Origin of the sequence: Billgrantia montanilacus (assembly GCF_003336675.1) — a bacterium.
Lineage (GTDB): Bacteria > Pseudomonadota > Gammaproteobacteria > Pseudomonadales > Halomonadaceae > Halomonas > Halomonas montanilacus.
The window spans coordinates 36,358-52,830 of record NZ_QPII01000010.1; the positions used below are offsets into that span (position 1 = coordinate 36,358).

At 64.8% G+C, this 16,473-nt stretch carries 16 protein-coding genes; 3 read left to right on the plus strand and 13 right to left on the minus strand.

Annotation, left to right across the window (positions count from 1 at the left end; all coding sequences use genetic code 11):
- Positions 1-2: 2 nt before the first annotated feature.
- Positions 3-1,001, minus strand: a complete 999-nt coding sequence (locus DU505_RS13870; RefSeq protein ID WP_245947955.1) for a nucleoside recognition domain-containing protein — start codon at positions 999-1,001, stop codon at positions 3-5.
- 126 nt (positions 1,002-1,127) lie between these two features.
- Here DU505_RS13870 and DU505_RS13875 point away from each other — a divergent pair, with 126 nt between their 5' ends.
- On the plus strand, positions 1,128-1,586 hold the full coding sequence (locus DU505_RS13875; protein ID WP_114479587.1) for an Lrp/AsnC family transcriptional regulator: 459 nt from the start codon (positions 1,128-1,130) through the stop codon (positions 1,584-1,586).
- 356 nt (positions 1,587-1,942) lie between these two features.
- On the plus strand, positions 1,943-2,158 hold the full coding sequence (locus DU505_RS13880) for a DUF3820 family protein (RefSeq protein WP_114479588.1): 216 nt from the start codon (positions 1,943-1,945) through the stop codon (positions 2,156-2,158).
- A 31-nt stretch (positions 2,159-2,189) separates the two neighbouring features.
- Here DU505_RS13880 and DU505_RS13885 read toward each other — a convergent pair whose 3' ends face one another.
- Together DU505_RS13885 and DU505_RS13890 are read right to left on the minus strand one after the other, a co-directional pair.
- Complete coding sequence (locus tag DU505_RS13885; RefSeq protein WP_114479589.1) at positions 2,190-2,810, minus strand: LysE family translocator; 621 nt, start codon at positions 2,808-2,810, stop codon at positions 2,190-2,192.
- A 42-nt stretch (positions 2,811-2,852) separates the two neighbouring features.
- Positions 2,853-3,503 carry a cell division protein ZipA C-terminal FtsZ-binding domain-containing protein gene (locus tag DU505_RS13890; RefSeq protein ID WP_114479590.1) on the minus strand — a complete coding sequence of 217 codons (651 nt, stop codon included), beginning with the start codon at positions 3,501-3,503 and terminating at the stop codon, positions 2,853-2,855.
- 360 nt (positions 3,504-3,863) lie between these two features.
- Between DU505_RS13890 and DU505_RS13895 the strand changes: the two genes are divergently transcribed.
- Positions 3,864-5,279, plus strand: a complete 1,416-nt coding sequence (locus DU505_RS13895) for a PhoH family protein (RefSeq protein WP_114479591.1) — start codon at positions 3,864-3,866, stop codon at positions 5,277-5,279.
- A gap of 31 nt (positions 5,280-5,310) precedes the next feature.
- On the opposite strand, the gene DU505_RS13900 is transcribed toward DU505_RS13895, so the two are convergent.
- The 10 genes from DU505_RS13900 to DU505_RS13945 form a co-directional block, all read right to left on the minus strand.
- Positions 5,311-7,113, minus strand: coding sequence for a complex I subunit 5 family protein (locus DU505_RS13900; protein ID WP_114479592.1), 1,803 nt, complete (start codon positions 7,111-7,113; stop codon positions 5,311-5,313).
- Positions 7,110-8,615, minus strand: coding sequence for a proton-conducting transporter transmembrane domain-containing protein (locus tag DU505_RS13905; RefSeq protein ID WP_114479593.1), 1,506 nt, complete (start codon positions 8,613-8,615; stop codon positions 7,110-7,112). Before DU505_RS13905 ends, DU505_RS13900 begins: the two co-directional genes overlap by 4 nt.
- On the minus strand, positions 8,612-10,105 hold the full coding sequence (locus DU505_RS13910) for a complex I subunit 5 family protein (protein ID WP_181872829.1): 1,494 nt from the start codon (positions 10,103-10,105) through the stop codon (positions 8,612-8,614). Before DU505_RS13910 ends, DU505_RS13905 begins: the two co-directional genes overlap by 4 nt.
- Entirely contained in the window at positions 10,102-10,773 is a 672-nt protein-coding gene (locus DU505_RS22745) for an NADH-quinone oxidoreductase subunit K (protein WP_220250739.1), read from the minus strand. The genes DU505_RS13910 and DU505_RS22745 overlap by 4 nt, the downstream gene beginning before the upstream one ends.
- Positions 10,774-10,788: 15 nt before the next feature.
- The gene (locus DU505_RS13920; RefSeq protein ID WP_114479682.1) at positions 10,789-11,013 is read right to left on the minus strand and encodes a hypothetical protein; all 225 of its coding nucleotides are present in this window, start codon (positions 11,011-11,013) and stop codon (positions 10,789-10,791) included.
- Positions 11,014-11,119: 106 nt separating this feature from the next.
- Complete coding sequence (gene trpB / locus DU505_RS13925) at positions 11,120-12,322, minus strand: tryptophan synthase subunit beta (RefSeq protein ID WP_114479594.1); 1,203 nt, start codon at positions 12,320-12,322, stop codon at positions 11,120-11,122.
- An 87-nt stretch (positions 12,323-12,409) separates the two neighbouring features.
- Entirely contained in the window at positions 12,410-13,339 is a 930-nt protein-coding gene (locus tag DU505_RS13930) for a prenyltransferase (RefSeq protein WP_114479595.1), read from the minus strand.
- A 22-nt stretch (positions 13,340-13,361) separates the two neighbouring features.
- The gene (locus DU505_RS13935; RefSeq protein WP_114479596.1) at positions 13,362-14,030 is read right to left on the minus strand and encodes an alpha/beta hydrolase; all 669 of its coding nucleotides are present in this window, start codon (positions 14,028-14,030) and stop codon (positions 13,362-13,364) included.
- Positions 14,031-14,122: 92 nt separating this feature from the next.
- Positions 14,123-15,892, minus strand: a complete 1,770-nt coding sequence (locus DU505_RS13940; protein WP_114479597.1) for an SLC13 family permease — start codon at positions 15,890-15,892, stop codon at positions 14,123-14,125.
- Between the two features lie 225 nt (positions 15,893-16,117).
- The gene (locus tag DU505_RS13945; protein ID WP_043517747.1) at positions 16,118-16,324 is read right to left on the minus strand and encodes a cold-shock protein; all 207 of its coding nucleotides are present in this window, start codon (positions 16,322-16,324) and stop codon (positions 16,118-16,120) included.
- Between the last annotated feature and the right edge of the window lie 149 nt (positions 16,325-16,473).

The window sequence follows — 16,473 nt, forward strand, 5'->3', positions numbered from 1 at the left end:
CTTCAAGGATTCTGCTCCCGTTTCGGCATCGTTTTTTCGATATATATCCAGGCAGGCATCTGAGCCCGCTTCAGCCACGGCAGCCTGGCCAGTATGGCGATGACAACCAGCGCGAAGCCGAGCCGTGCCCACAGCAGGCCGGAGAGGTCCGCCCCCATCAGCATGATCAGCAACGTATCCTCGATCAGGCTATGGCAGAGGCCGAGGAAGCAGAGCGTGAGCACGATGTCCCGCGGGGTCAAGCGGCCCGAATGCGCCTCGCGCAGAAGCAGGCCCGCGCCGAAGCTGAGCCCGAGCGTTATGCCGATCACGGTGATATTGGCCGCTGCCGGGCCGATGCCCAGCAGCTGCAGCAGCGGGTAGAGCAGCTTGTGGATCAGCCGTTCGACGCCCAGCCAGTGCAGCAGCCTGAGCAAACTCATCAGCGCAAGAATTACCACGAAGATGGTCGCTAGCGTCGTGGCCTGCCCCTGCAGCCAGGCCACCAGGGTCGCCTCCTGGGCGGAAGGCTCCCACACCACATGGTTGGCGTGCTGAAGCCAGTCGCCCAGCGAATAGCTCAGGTGCAGCAGCCAACCCAACAGCCAGGCCCCGCCGACTCGCAGCAGCACGGTCAGCCACCAGGGCACGCCGGCCATGCGCGCCACGGCCCCCTCTATCGGCAGCGAGTGCCCCACGGCCATCAGCGCACCCAGCACCGTCACCTGCGCCACGGTCAGCGGCGTATCCCGCGTGACTTCGAAGAAGATGACCAAGCCTGTGTAGATGTTGGTCAGCAGTGTGGCGGCCCACACCACGCTCAGCGGCTCGGGCAGCCCCAGCGGCGCCATCAGTGGCGAGAGCCAGTGGCCGAGCAGCTCGGTCATGCCCAGCATTTCGAGTGCCTTCACGATCAGCAGTGCCGGCACCATCACCTTGAGCAGGGTCCAATAGACCGTCCAGGCCTCGCGCAACAGCTTGCCCATCGTGTTGAGCAGGCGGGCAGGAAGTCGTTGTGTCATGTGGGCGTCGTTCCGTCAGAGAGCCAGCTGCTTACTTTACTCATGTACCGAACAAGGCGATGGCGTTCTTACCCTGAAACGGGAAGAATGTTGCTTTCTGTAGGCCCCGAGGAAAATTTCCTGCACATGGACAGACTCGACCTGAGGATTCTCGATCAGTTGCAGCACGATGCCAGTCTGACCAACCAGGCGCTGGCGGAGCGGGTCGGGCTTTCACCCTCGGCATGCCTGAAGCGTGTTCGCCGCCTTAAGGAGCAAGGCGTGATCCAGCGCGAAGTGGCGATCCTGGCTCCCGAAACGCTGGGCGCCAACCTCCACATGGTGGTGGAAGTCACCATGACACGCGACAACAAGACGTTATATGGCCACTTCATCAAGCAGGTGGAGGCGGCGCCTGAAGTCACCCAGTGCTATCAGGTCACTGGCGAGGTGGATTTCGTGCTGATCGTCAGCGTGCCCAATATGGAGAGCTACGATCACTTCTGCGACCGCGTGCTCGATGCCAGCGACAACGTGCACAAGTTCCGCACGCTGATTTCACGTAAGCGCACCAAGTTCGAGACTCGCTTGCCGCTGGATATTTAACTTCTGCAGTTGATGATGAGATCACTGAGTCGCAGAGCGGCGCTCCAACAGCTGATTTATCCTGCCACTGCAGGCATTTACCATCTTGTTGGAGGAAGCTTCAGCTCACGACTGGAGGCTGAAAGCCTCCCGGCGGTGTTGCCTGCGATGGCAATAATCACGAACCTTGGCAGCCTCCGCCAAGGCGCCTGACGGCGCCAGTCGCGATGGGAACCAGCGCTCCTACAGCGAGACTCTCTTGCCAAGCCGGGGCACCTACCGGCACAAGCGACGGGACGGCTGGCGGGCGACGGCGCGACGCCGTAGAGTATCGTGCTGTCAGAGTGTCCACTGCAAACGGCAAAGGAGCGACAAGCGTGAACCCCGAGGACCTGGAGACGCTGGTTACACTGAGGATGCCGTTCGGCAAGTATGAAGGCTGGCTGATCGCCGACCTTCCCGGCCCCTACCTGAACTGGTTCGCCCGCGAGGGTTTCCCGCCGGGCGAAATCGGCCGGCTGTTGCACCTGATGCACGAGATCGACCACAACGGGCTGGGTGAGCTACTCGACCCGCTGCGCCGCAAGGGCTGACCCGCGCGTCCGAATCGTATTGCCTGGTTTTTCATTCCCGCCGGGCTACCAACAGGCCCACGCCGGCACTGCCAAGAAGCGCGGCACAGCCACGATTGAACAGCCGCTGCATGGCGGGGCGTGAGAACCACTGGCGCAGAAAGGCCCCGACATAGGCATAGCCGGCAATAGCCACCCATTCGAGCAGCAGGAACAGTGCGCCGAGGATAGTGAACTGCAAGGCGATATCCCCTGCCGGATCGACAAACTGCGGCAGGAAGGCGGTGAAGATCAGGATCGCCTTGGGGTTGCCCGCCGCCAGCAGAAACTCCTGGCGAGCCAAGCCCGGAAGACTGCGCTGGCGACCCTCGATTTCCCGCCCGTCACCAGGTGTGGCGAACCACAGCTGGTAGGCCAGCCAGAACAGGTAGGCGGCTCCCAGGAGCTTGACGGCAAGGAATAGTTTTTCCGACGCGTACAGCACCGTGGCAAGCCCGGAGGCCGCCAGTGCAATCATCGCCACGAACGCCGCCAAGCGGCCGATACCTGCCAAACAGGCAACATTGACGCCGTAGCGCTTGGCATTGCTCATGGAGAGCAGATTGTTGGGCCCTGGTGCGAGGTTGAGCGCAAAGCAGGCCGGTATGAACAACAATAGCGTCGTCAGGTCCATATCGTTTTCCTTGCTGGGAATACACGCCTTTCCGGTCTCGGACTATACGTTCTGGGCGTGCTGCCTCAATCGTTCGAACTCCTCTTGGCTGACTTCGTTACGATCGGCGTCGAGGATATGGCCGCCGATGGCAACGATGGACTGGGTGATGCGGATCAGCGTCTCGGGGTTGCGCGCCACGCTGCGTTTGTTGATGAAATGGATGAGGATCGATACGCCCTTGACGATGGGCTGGTCGTCACCTTCATGGATCGGCGGCAATGTGCCGGGAGGTGAGGAGTTGGCGATGGTGAGCTTGTAGCCGGCCTGGGTGTCACGCATCACGTAGACACCGAGCTTGTCGTCGTAGTGGGCATTCACCTCCCGGAACAGCTTGGCGAGGCGTCGATTGGTGTCGAGCCCCGGCCAGTCGAGTACCACGAACAGGCACTGCTTGATGTCGTTGCCCGATACCGCCTGGAAGCGATGGGTGGGGGGCGGTGGTGCCTCCACCGGCTGAGCGGCGGCGTCCCGAGCCGGGCTTTCAGGCTCGACAGGGGCAGGAGCAGCCGGCTTGGCCGGCGGCGCTACCGGTGGGACCGCTGGTGGAGTGGCACTGCGCCTGGCGCGTCCCGAGAAGTACATCACCCCGCAGACCATGGCCAGCAACAGCGCCGCGCCGGCCACCAACAAGACTACGAGAGCTGGGTCCATTCGCTTCTCCCTACGTTATTCTGTTTTCTTGTGCGAACGCGCGATGTTTACCGCGGGATTGGCACGGTTCAACAATCATTCAATAATATGCCGATATGGCGCTCCAAACCACGCCGGCTATCAACGCTAATTACCACACGCCCTGGATTCGGCTCTGGTAAAACAGGACAGATCGTTGAAGCCTTTCGATGGCAGGCCGGGGACGAAGGCGTCATGCTAGAGTCAAACGTCTGAAAGACGGTTGAAGAGGAGGAACCAGCCTTTCGTAGTGGCACTGGCCAGCGGTGTGCCGGACTGTCAGGCGACGGGAAGGCAAGCGGGCCGGTGCCGGAGGTGCCCTCTACCCAGGAGCGTTGCCCGATGGTTCGACTCGACAAGAAAGCCAAGCGGCTCTATGTGCTGGACACCAATGTCCTGATCCACGATCCCGCTGCCCTGTATCAGTTCGAGGAACACGAAGTGGTCATCCCCATGACCGTGCTCGAGGAACTCGACAAGCACAAGAACGGCCTGCGCGAGATCGCTCGCACCGCCCGCCAGGTCAGTCGTACCCTCTCCGACCTGACCAATCAGGTCTCCTTCGACGAAATCCAGCAAGGCATTCCCATTCCCCGCGCCGGTGGCACCCCGATGGGGCGGCTGCGGTTTCTCTGCTACCCCGAGCTGAAATCCCTCGAACATCTGGAAGAGAGCCCCGACAACCGGCTGCTGGCGGAGACCTGTCGGCTGCGCGACGAACGCCCCGACGCCTCGGTCATCCTGGTTTCCAAGGACATCAACCTCCGGGTCAAGGCCGCCGCCCTGCGGGTGCCGGTGGAGGACTACCTGACCGACCGCGCCTTCAGCGACAGCGACGCCATGCTCGACGGCGTACGCATTTACCCCGACTCGGAGGCCGGCGACAACGGCCCCTGGGACCAGCTCGAGGTAGATGTCACGGTGGAGCGTGTCGACCACCACACCTTCTACCGCCTGGAGGGGCGCATGCCCGCCGACTGGCACCTGGGCATGTTGGTATCGGACAGCGAGAACGGCGCCAGCTTCGAGGCCATCGTCCGTGAACTGGGCCCCAACCATGCCCGGCTGCAGCTGCTCACCAACTATCGACACAAGGCGGGCGTCTGGGGGGTTCATGCCCACGACAGCCGCCAGAACTTCGCCCTCAATCTGTTGATGGACGACGACATCGACCTGGTGACCATCGCCGGCAGCGCCGGTACCGGCAAGACCTACATGACCCTGGCGGCGGCCTTCCAGCAGACCCTGGACGCCAAGCGCTTCGAGCGCATCGTCTTCACCCGGGCACCCATCACGATGAGCGAGGACATCGGCTTTCTACCAGGCACCGAGGAGGAGAAGATGTCGCCCTGGATGGGCGCCTTCCACGACAACATGGACAACCTGCTACGCGACGAGCACGACGGCAGCACCAGTTGGAGCCAGGATGCCACCCGCACGCTGATCGGCTCACGCGTGCAGATCCGCGCACCGGGATTCATGCGCGGCCGCACGCTCAACGATACCTTCCTTATCATCGACGAGGCGCAGAACTTCACCCCAAAGCAGCTCAAGGCCCTGGTGACACGCGCAGGGCGCAACACCAAGATCGTTTGCCTGGGTAACGTCGGCCAGATCGACACGCCCTATCTCACCGCCAACACCTGCGGCATGGCGGCCGTGGTCCAGCGCTTCAGCAACTGGGCCCATGCCAGCCATGTCACCCTGAGAAGCGTGGAACGCTCGCGCCTGGCGCTCGCTGGGGAGGAACTGCTGTAGCAAGATCCGACTGGCTGGGCTTGGGCATCGCCTAACCCAGCCAGAACCCCAGCAACAGCAACACCGCAACCCCGATCATCAGCGGCACGGCCAGCTGCCGGAAGCGTCGCTCATAGCGGGGCAGCCCATCGATCCACGCCATCCCCTCTCTCTCAGCCGCTACCAGCCTGCCTCGCAGGCGGGAGCCGCGTGCACCAATGCGCTCGGCACCCTCCTGCAGGCCGGCACCCAGGCGCCGGGCCAGCATCGCATAGAGCCACCAGAGGTCGCCCGACATCAGCCGCCAGGTGATCCGACGCCGGGTGATAGCCGCCAGCCAAAGACCCACGCAGGCCAGCACCAGGCCAACCCCCACCGGCCACATCAGGCCGGGCAGCTCATCGGGCGGTGGCCACGGGGAGTCGACGACGCCTCCGGCAACGGGTAGCCAGAGTGGCAAACTGGTGGCGGCCACGATCGCAAATAGCCAGGCCAGCGGCATGGTTCCGAGCAAGGGTATGGCATGGTGGCCCCGCTCACGCCACTGTCGCCACAGAGCCCGGGCCACCAGCAGCGTGGTACCCACGGCGGCCAGGCTCAACCAGGTTACCAGGGTCTCGTGACCGCCCTCGTAGAGCACGTTCTTGAACGCCCACTTGCTGGCCAGGCCGGACGCCAGCGCGCCCGTCAGCGACACTGCCGGCAGAATCAGCAGCGGCCATAGTAGCCAGGCCGGCAGCCTCGGCGGGTGTTCGCTGATGCCGACACCCAGGAACAGCGCCCCCTTGGTCATGCCGTGGTGAGCGGCGAACAGCACCACCGCCACCGACATCGCCGGCCATAGCGCCGGATCGCTCAGGCCGGTGCCCACCAGGGCGGTGAGCATGCCCATCTGGCTGACGCTGGAGTAGGCCAGCACCGCCTTGGGATGGCGCTGGGTAATACCGAACAGCGCCGCAGCCAGTGCACTCACCAGCCCCAGTGCAATCACCAGCCGCCCCAGGGGCTCGAGCCCGGCAGCCGGGTCGCCCAGCGGCAGCACGCTGAGCCATCCTACAAGGCCGGCCTTGATCATGACCCCGCTGAGTACCGCACTGGCTGGCGTCGGGGCCACCGGATGGGCCAGCGGCAGCCAGACGTGCAATCCCACCACCCCGGCCTTGACGCCGAAACCAAGCCACAAGATGGCCGCCATCCATGCACCCTGCTCGGCTTCGGCGATCCCGTCGCGCAGCGCGGCTAGAGTCAGCACGTCGGCGCTGCCCGCCGCCCACAACAGCCCACCGAGGATCAGCGCCTCGCCGAACAGGGCCATGATCAGGTAGGCCCGCCCACCGAGATGGGCGTCGCGGTTGTCGGCGTGAACCACCAGGCCATAGGCGGCGAAGGTCATCACCGCGAAGCCCAGGTAGAAGCTGGGAATGTCCTCGGCGAGCAGCAGCAGCAGATTGCCGGCAAGCGTCAGCGGCCAGAGCAGGGTCAGCCCCGCCAGGCGCAGAAAGGTACCGCCATCTCCCGCTTCGGCGGCCTGCTGCTCGGCAACCAGGTAGCCCCGGGCATAGACACCGGCCAGCCCCCACAGCAGGGCGCTGAACAGCAGCCAGGGCCGGCGGGCCTCGTCGAGCTGCCATACACCGCCCAATAGCCACCCATCCAGCACCAGGGTCGTCTCCCCGGGCCACAGTGCCAGCGCCAATGCGGGCAGCGGGGCCGAAGCCCACCAGGCATCCAGCAGCTTCGGCCGGGGGCCTGGGCGCCACAGCGCATCCTGCTCCATCAGCACCCGCAGCGGACTACGCAACATCAGCAGCAGGGGCCAGAGCAGGGTCAGTATCAGCAGCAGCGTCGCCGTCATGGCAGATACTCCTCCGTGGCCACCAGCGTTGCCAGATCCAGCGGACTGAAGGGAACCCCGGCCAGCAGCCCTGCCAGCAGGCTGAACACCGCCGTGGCCAGGGTCGGCCACAGCAGCCAGCCGCTGGTCTCGAAGCGCCCCAGTCGGCGCTCCTCGGGCCACTGCCCCTTGCCGTGTTCTGGCCCGGCTCGAAACCACAGCCGGTGCAGGATCGGCAGGAAGTAGGCCGCATTGAGCAGGCTGCTGGCCACCAGCACGCCAATGACCCAAGGCATGCCGGCCTGGACTGCCCCTACCCCCAGGTACCACTTGCTGATGAAACCGGCCACCGGCGGCAGGCCGATCATTCCCAGCGCGCCGACGGTGAAGGCCAGGCTTGTCAACGGCATGCGCCGCCCTGCCCCGTTCATTTCGTCGATGCGGTGAATCCCGAGCTCCTCGGCATAGTTGCCCGCACAATAGAACAACGTCACCTTCATCAGGCCCTGATGCATGATGTGGGCCAGCCCGGCAATGGTGCCGAAGGGGCCGAACAGGCTGATGCCGAGCACGATATAGGAGACCTGGCTGATGGTGGAGTAGGCCAGCCGCGGCTTCAGCTCCTGCTGGGCCAGGGCACGCAGCGAGGCATAGAGAATGGTGAAGACTGACAGCGCCGTCAGCAGCGTCAGCAGGCCCAGCTCGAAGGTCAGCTGGATGCCGTAGACGTCATAGACCAGGCGTACGATGCCGAAGGCGCCCGCCTTGACCACCGCCACCGCATGCAACAAGGCGCTGACCGGCGCCGGCGCCACCATGGCCCGAGGCAACCAGCCATGCAGCGGCACCAGGGCGGCCTTCACGCCAAGTCCCAGCAGCAGCACCAGGAACAGGCCGATCAACAGCGAGTGGTATTCCGGGCCCAGGTCGCGCAGCATCTCGCGCTCGCCGAAGGTGACGTCCCCCACCAGTGCATGCAGCGCCACGACCCCGAGCAGCAGCACCAGCCCCCCGGAGAGGGTGTAGCGCAGATAAACGGTACCGGCAGCCAATGCCGCCGAGTGCCCCCGGTGCACGACGAGCGGATAGGTGGAGAGCGTCAGCAGTTCATAGAACAGCAGGAAGGTGAAGAAGTTGCCGGCCAGTGCGATGCCGGTGGTGCTTGCCACGCAGAGGCTGAAGAAGGCGAAGAAGCGCTTGCGGTTGGGGGAGTCTTCCAGGTAGCCGATGGCGTAGACCGTCGTGGCCAGCCACAGCAACGACGACAGGCCGGCAAACATCATCCCCAGCGCATCGACCCTGAGCAGGAACTCGACCCCCGGTACCACGGTGAAGCCGAACGCGAACTCTCGCCCCTGATAGAGCCCCACCACCATCAGGCCCACCAGCAGCAGCTTGAGCAGCGCCGCCGAGAGGTTGAGCACCGCCCGTGCTCGCCAGGCCCGTTCCGGCAGCAGCAGGATCAGCGGTGCCACCAGCAACGAGGTGGCAAGGGTGATCAGTGGCAACCATCCCTGGCTCATGGCACACCTCCCGCGATTGCCAGAATCGCCAGCGGCCACGACGCCGTCAGGCCCAGCAGCAGCGAGGCAAGGGCAAGGGCCATGGCGATCAGATCCATCCTCAGGGGAACCGGCCGGTAGTCCTGCAGTTCCACGTCCTCGACGAAGGAGTAGCGGAACACGCGAAACATATAGGCGGCACTGAGCAGGGTTCCCAGCGCCAGCACCACCAGCCAGGGCCACTGCCCGGCAGCCAGTGACGCATGCAGCAGCAGCCATTTGGCCGTGAAGCCGGCGCTGGGTGGCAGGCCAACCAGGCTGATGGCGGCGATACCGAAGCTGAGCAGCGAAAGCGGAAAGCGCCGGCTGGCGCCAGCCAGGCCCGACACCCGCGACTCCCCGGTGGCCAGCATCAGGTTGCCGACGGCCAGGAACATGGCGGCCTTGGCCAGGCTGTGGGCCAACAGCTGTAGCCAGACCCCGCCCCAGGCGATGCTGACTACCGCCTGCGACGTACCGATGAGCAGCGGGAAGGCGATCAGCAGGTAGCCCAGCTGCGACACCGTGGACCAGGCCACCACGTCCTTGAGCTTGTCGGCGCGCCAGGCCAATAGCCCGCCCCATACCACCGCCGCCGCGCCCATGCCACCAACCAGCCAGGCCGCCATGGCCGCCCGAGGTGCGAGTACCAGCCACAGCTGCAGGGCAATGAAGAACGAGGCCTTGATCACCAGGGCCGCATGCAGCGCGCTGACCGGCGTCCAGGCCGAGCCATGCACCGGCGCCAGCCAGGCATGCAGGGGAAAGGCCGCCGCCTTCAGCAGCAGCCCGGCGCTCAGCAACGCCATGGCTACCCACAGCAGCGGACCCGGCTCGACCGCCTCGGCCAGCCCAGCCAGATCCAGGCGCCCCCAGCCCCCCAGCAGCAGCGCCACGCCCAGCAGGAAGGCCAGCGAGCCGATCAGTGCCAGCAGCAGATAGCGCATGCCCGCCGCCAAGGCCTCCTCTCGCCCCGGCAGCAGCATCAGACCGACCGCCGTCAGGCCCATCAACTCCAGGCCAATGTAGAGCGACAACAGGTCGGCGGCCAGCCAGATCAGCGACAGGCTCGTCGCCAGCAGCCCCATCAACGGCCACAGCCAGGCCGGCCCCCTGCCCCGGGCCTGCACCGCGTCGCACAGATAGGCGGGAGCGTAGGCGGCGCTGGCCAGCACCAGTAATTGCGTGAGCAGCAGCAACAGCAGCGTCAGGCCATTGGCACGCCAGTGCAGCGTCAGAGTGCCGAGATCCAGCACCCAGGCCTGGGTACCATGGGTGGCGATCTGCTGCGTCAACCACACCAGTGCCAGCAAGGAGAGCAGCGCCACCACGAGGCCAGGCCACCCCCGCCAGGGTCGCCATGCACCGCCCAACATACCCAGCAGCAGCGGTAGCAGGACGACCAGCAGCGTCATCATGCTGCTGCCCGTCGTTGGTAGCTGGGTCGTTACCAGGCCCAGGCGCTCGATCATGAGACCTGCCTGCCGTTGACCGGGGACGGCTGCTGGCTCGGCGCCAGGGCATCGAGGCGGCGAATCAACAACGCACCCAGTGCCGTGCCGAGCAAAGCCACGGCCAGGCCGGTTATCACCAGCCCCTGGCCTGCGGCTGTGGTCGTTTCACCCACCAGCGTCATGAGCAGCAGGAAGATACCGGTGCCGGTGATATTGAACGCCAGCAGCCGGCGCAGAAGATGGGTATGCAGGGCAAAGGCCCATAGCCCCAGGCCAACCAGCACCAACCCGCTCCAGCGCACCGCCGGGCTACTGTCACTGGCCGGCAGGCTGGCCAGGGCGGCCGCGAGCATGCCCATAAGGGCGAGAACGGGTATCAGGTGAATAAGCGTCCGGCGCCAGATCAGCGGCACGGGGTCCTGGCCATGACTCGGTCGAGCCGGTGATGCTCCCCTGGCGGGGCTGATACCCAAGGCATGGAACAGGAAGGCGCCGGTCAGGACGGCCCCCAACAGGGTTTCCAGCAGCGCCAGCCAGATGAAGCCCAGCCTCCACCAGGTCAGCGCCACGGTGAGGGCAAACAGCACGAATAGCGAACAGGCGCGAAGCAGGCGGCGGTCCAGCAGGACCAAGACTGCCAGCAACACCGGAAGCGTTGCCGGCAACACATCGAAAAGCGACGACATGGGCGGCGCAACGCCTTATTTGCCGTGGCGGTTGACGACCTTCTCGATCAAAGCCTCGGTCTTACTGCTTGGGCCCTCCTTGAGCATTTCGGCGGCCTCAGCATAGGAGCACAGGTGGTACTTGCAGGAAGCACAGAATACCTTGTCGTCAGGGTTATGAACCTCTGACACACGGTAGAGGTGGCTGCCGCACTTGGGGCAGGCCACCGGAAGGCGTATATCCTCGGATAAATCGGGCATCGTCACGGTCTCCTTGTGCTTGATTGCGAAGGTATCCAATAGTGATACCTTGGGGTTAATCCTGCCTGACTCAACCCCGAAGGGCCAATTCCGCCCCGCCTATCGCTTACAGGCCAAGCTTTTCCGCCACGTAGTCGGCGTCCTTGTCGCCACGACCGGAGAGGTTGATCAGGATATGCCGCTCCTTCGGCAACGTGGGTGCGACGCGCATCGCCCAGGCGACGGCATGGGCACTCTCCAGTGCAGGGATGATCCCTTCCACCCGGGACAGGGTCAGGAAGGCTTCCAGGCACTCATCGTCGCTGGCCGTTTCGTAGTCGACCCGACCCAGCTCCTTCAGGTGACTGTGCTGCGGCCCGACGCCGGGATAGTCGAGGCCGGAGGCGATGGAGTGGACCGGCATCGGGTTGCCCGCCTCGTCTTCCAGCACGTAGCAGGCCATGCCGTGGATCTCGCCGGGCTTGCCGAGCGTCAGGGTGGCGGAGTGGCGATGGGTATCGAGCCCCTCGCCGGCGGGCTCCACGCCCACCAGGTGCACGGACTCATCGTCCAGAAAGGCGGTGAACATGCCAATGGCGTTGGAACCGCCACCGACGCAGGCGGTGACGTGGTCGGGAAGCCGGCCGTGGCGCGCCAGGAACTGCTCCCGCGCCTCTCTTCCGATCACCGACTGGAAGTCCCGCACCATCTTCGGAAAGGGATGCGGCCCCACCACCGAGCCGATGGCATAGATGTAGTTCTGCGGGTCCTTGAGGTACTCCTCGAAGGCGCTGTCCACAGCATCCTTTAGCGTCGCCGTGCCGCGGGTTACCGGTACCAGCTTGCAGCCGAGGATCTTCATCTTGGTGACGTTGGGGTGTTCCTTCTCGATATCCACCTGCCCCATGTGGATCTCGCAGGGAATCCCCACCAGGGCACAGGCCGTGGCCAGCGCCACACCGTGCTGGCCGGCGCCGGTCTCGGCGATCACCTTGGTCTTGCCCATGAACTTGGCCAGCAGGGCCTCGCCCAGGCAGTGATTGATCTTGTGGGCGCCGGTGTGGTTGAGGTCTTCACGCTTGAGATGGATCTGCGCCCCACCCAGCTTCTCGGAGAGCCGCCGGGCATGGAAGATCGGGCTGGGACGGCCGACGTAGTCGGAGAATAGCTCGGCAAGCTCCTGCTGGAAATCCTCGCGCACGCGGATCTCTTCATAGGCGGCATCGATCTCGTCCATGACCCGCTTGAGTTCGGGCGGAATGAACTGGCCGCCGAAGCGGCCGAAAAAGCCCTGGGAGTCGGGAAGATTGGCGAAGGGGGAAGTGCTCATGACGTAATCCTGACGGCATCCGAAGTATCCGCTCATCTTGCCCAGCCCGGCCATGGCTGTCGAGGCAGACCTTGGACGAAACCGCCCTCAGCCGGCCAGCAATAGCCCCGCATTGAGCAGGGTCAAGCTTCCGAGCAATACCGCCACATTGAGACCCATCAACGGCAGCAGCGGTGCGAGCTCTCCCCGCTCCACCTCGGCCGGCAGACACCAGAGCCCCCAGGCCAGCCAGACGGCGACCGGGGCCGCCAGCCACATCAGCCAGGCGCCGGTGGGCAGCGCGCCCAAGAGCCAGGCCAGCGGAATCACGCCGAAGCCGGCAAGCACCAAGGCCGCTGCCAGCCGGGACCCTCGGCGAACTCCCAGCCGGATGGCCAGATGGTCGCGCCCCACACGACGGTCCGGCTCGATATCGGGGAGCTGGTTGACCAGCAGCAGTGCACTGACCAGCAGCGTCGGCACCAGTGAGGAAGCCAGGACCGTGTGCGAGAGCGTGCCGGTGAGCGCCTGGTAGGCCCCAGCCACCATCAGGATGCCGAAGCCCACCCCGGGCGCCAGCAGGCAGAGCCAGGGCCGCCGGGTCAGCCAGCCGGTATAGGCGACGACCAGCAGCATGCCCAGCAGCCCATAGCCCAGCATCACCGCTCCCACCTGCCACAGGAAACCGGCGCCGATCGCCACTACGCCGGACAGGCAGGCCCAGGCCGCCACCCGCACGGCACCGGCGGCCGCGGGGTTCTCCGGCAGCGAGCCGCTTCCCCCCGAAAACGGCGTCCGAGTGGTGAGGCTGTCCAGCCCGCTACGGTAGTCGTGATGCTCGTTGAACAGATTGACAGCGGCATGGGCCAGCAGCGCCGCGATCATGACCAGCAGGATATCGAGCCCCGCCGGCGAATGGCCGTCGTACCAGGCGGCGGATACCGCCAGGCCGGCGCACAGCGGCGCCAGCACCAGGAAGTTGGGCCGACTGCTGCGAAAACAGGCGTGCAGGGCGAAATCCGGCGCAAGCGCTTTCATGGGATTCCTGTCCTGCGCATGCCTAGCGAGCCAGCCGCTGGCTCAGCCACTTGCCGATATCGCCAATCTGCTGGGGACAGACCGCATGGGCCATGGGATAACTGCGATAGTTCGCCGGGTGACCCAGCGAGAGCAGCTTCTCGTAGCCCGCCTTGCCCAGTTGCTCCGGCACCACCGGATCGAAGGAGCCGTGGTGTACTTCGGCCGGCAGGTCACGGTTGGCCTCGGCCAGGGGGACGCTGTCGGCGGTGGCGAAATAGGTGGAGAGTGCCAGCAGGCCGCCCAATGGCTCGGGGAACGAGAGCGCCGCGTGATAGGCCACCGCGCCACCCTGGGAGAAGCCGGCAAGGATGATCCGCCGGCTCTCGATGCCGAGGTCGATCTGCTCCCTGATCAACTCCTGAATGCGCTCGGCGGAGGCCACCAGCTGCTTTTCGTCGACGCGGCGATCGAGACTCATCTCCAGGATGTCGTACCAGGCCGGCATCACCATGCCACCGTTGATGGTCACCGGAAGACGCGGCGCATGGGGCAGGATAAAGCGGACGTTGGCATCGGCCGGCAGCGGCAAGGCCGGGACCAGCGGCTCGAAGTCGCGGCCGTCGGCGCCCAGGCCGTGAAGGATGAAGACGCAGGCATCGGCGGGCTTGCCGCTCTTCGGCTCGATGATCAGTTCATCGTGGCTACTCATGAGCTTGGTTCCGATCTAAGGAATGGGCGAAAAGCGACACCCTAACGCAAAGCCGGGTTCACCGCGAGCAAGCACCGCTCAAAAGGGCCCGCTCAAAAGGCCCAGAACAGGGGGATCAGCGTCAGCGCCGTGACGGCCACCAGCAGGTTTAGCAGCCCGCCCACGCGCAGGTAATCGCCGAAACGGTAGCCACCGGGTCCGTAGACCATCAGGTTTGTCTGGTAGCCGATGGGGGTGAGGAAGCTCGCCGAAGCGGCGAACATGACCGCCACCACGTAGGGCATGGGGCTCACCCCCAGGCTTTCGGCACTGGCCATGACTACGGGAAAGACGATGACCGCCGCAGCGTTGTTGGTCACCAGCTCGGTAAGCAGCGCCACCAGCACGTAGGTGCCGAGCAGCAGCAGCCAGGGATTGCCGCCGGCGAGCTCCAGTGCCATCCCTGCCAGCGTGCCGGCGGCACCTGAGCTCTCCAGCGCCGCCCCCAGGCCGAAGGAGGCGGCGATGGTCAGCAGTACCTGAGTGTCCAGGCCCCGCTTGGCCGCTCCCACCGTGCAGCAACCGGTGACCAGCACCAGCAGGGCACCCAGCATGGCGGCGTTCATCATGCTCATCACGCCGAAGGTGGCAAGCCCCACCACCCCCAGCAGGATGCTCCAGGCCAGCCAGGCTTTCTCGTGTATCGGGCGCGCCGCGCCATTGAGCTGGCTGATCAACAGGAAGTCGCGGGACTGCCGGTGGCGTTCGATGAAGGGGGGGCGCGCCTCCAGCAGCAGGACGTCGGAGGGCTGCAGGCGCACCTGCCCCAGGTTGCCGGCAACCCGCTCGCCGCCGCGGCATACGGCCAGCACCGCCGCCCCATAGAGCGTGCGAAAATGCCCGTCGCGAATACGCTGGCCCACGAACTGGCACTGATCGGAGACCACCGCCTCCACCAGCCGCCGCTCCTTGAAGTCCTTCTCCAGGCTCGACCCGTCATGGTGCGACGGCACCAGCCCGCGAATCTGCTGCAATTCCACCGCCGCCGCCGAGGTGCCGGCGAAGACCAGCCGGTCGCCGGCCTTGAGCCGCTCGCCCGGCCCCACCACGCTGACGATATTGCCGTCGCGCTCGATCTCCACCAGGAAAAGCTCCTGCAAGTGCCGCAGCCCTGCCTCCTCCACCGTCTTGTCCACCAGGGGGCCGCCGGGGTCCACTTCCATCTCGATGGTATATTCCCGGGGATTCTCGAAGGCCTGGGCCGCGTCGCGCCGCTGGGGCAGCAGCCGGTGTCCGATGAAGAGCAGATAGGCCAGGCCGACCACGGCGACCGGCACACCCACCAGGGCGATATCGAACACGCCCATGGCGAGAGTCGGGTAGCGCTCTACCAGCAGGCCGTGCACCACCAGATTGGTACTGGTACCGAACAGGGTGATGGTACCGCCCAGGATCGACGCAAAGCTGAGCGGCATCAGCAGCCGGTGCGAGGGGATCTGAAGCCGCCGGCTCCAGCTGAGTACCGCTGGGATATAGGTGGCGACCACCGGGGTGTTGTTGAGAAAGCCGCTGAGGGCGGCGACCGGCAGCAGCAATCGCGCCCGGGCACCCGCCTGGGTGCGTGGGCGCCCCAGCACGAAGCGAATGATCAGGTCGATGCCGCCGGTATCGCGAATGCTCGTCACCAGCACATAGAGGAAGGCCACGGTGAACAGGCCGCTGTTGGAAAAGCCGGCCAGTGCCTCGCCGCTATCGATGACACCCAGCGTCAGCAACAGAATCAGGGCGCCGAGCAGCACCATGTCAGGCCCGATCCGCGTGAAGGCCATCAGCGGGAAGACCGCGATGACAACACTGAGTGCGATCCAGGCGTCGAAGGGCATTGGGTGATTCCGTCGGAAATAAAGACCTCATTGTGCCTAACGACGCTTATTCCATAAAGATATTTGTGGAGATTTGTCTATTCGATAATAGAATATGAAGATTGGAACGCACTAGCCAAAAGCACTATTCAAAAGCCCTATCAAAAAGCAGGGCCCGCTTTCGCGGGCCCTGCTCAGCGCTGCCTGCGGGCAGCGCACATCAGATCAAACCGGGTCGGTCAAGACTCAGTCGACGACCTTGATGTTGGAAGCCTGGAGGCCTTTCTTGCCCTGGGTGACGTCGAAGGAGACCTTCTGGCCGTCTTGCAGGGTCTTGAAGCCGTCAGCCTGAATCTCGGAGAAGTGAGCAAACAGGTCGTCGCCGCTGTCGTCCGGAGAGATGAAGCCGAAGCCCTTGGTGTCGTTGAACCACTTGACAGTACCAGTAGCCATTGTCGAATTCCTCGAATAGCGTTTTGATTTACCGGGAAATACCCGAGTTGCAGTGGGTAAGACAAGAAACTTTTCACCGGGAAATCGATGCCATGAGCCTTCGATGACCACTTGCGATGTTCGTCTTGCTACCAACTGGCGATAGCTTG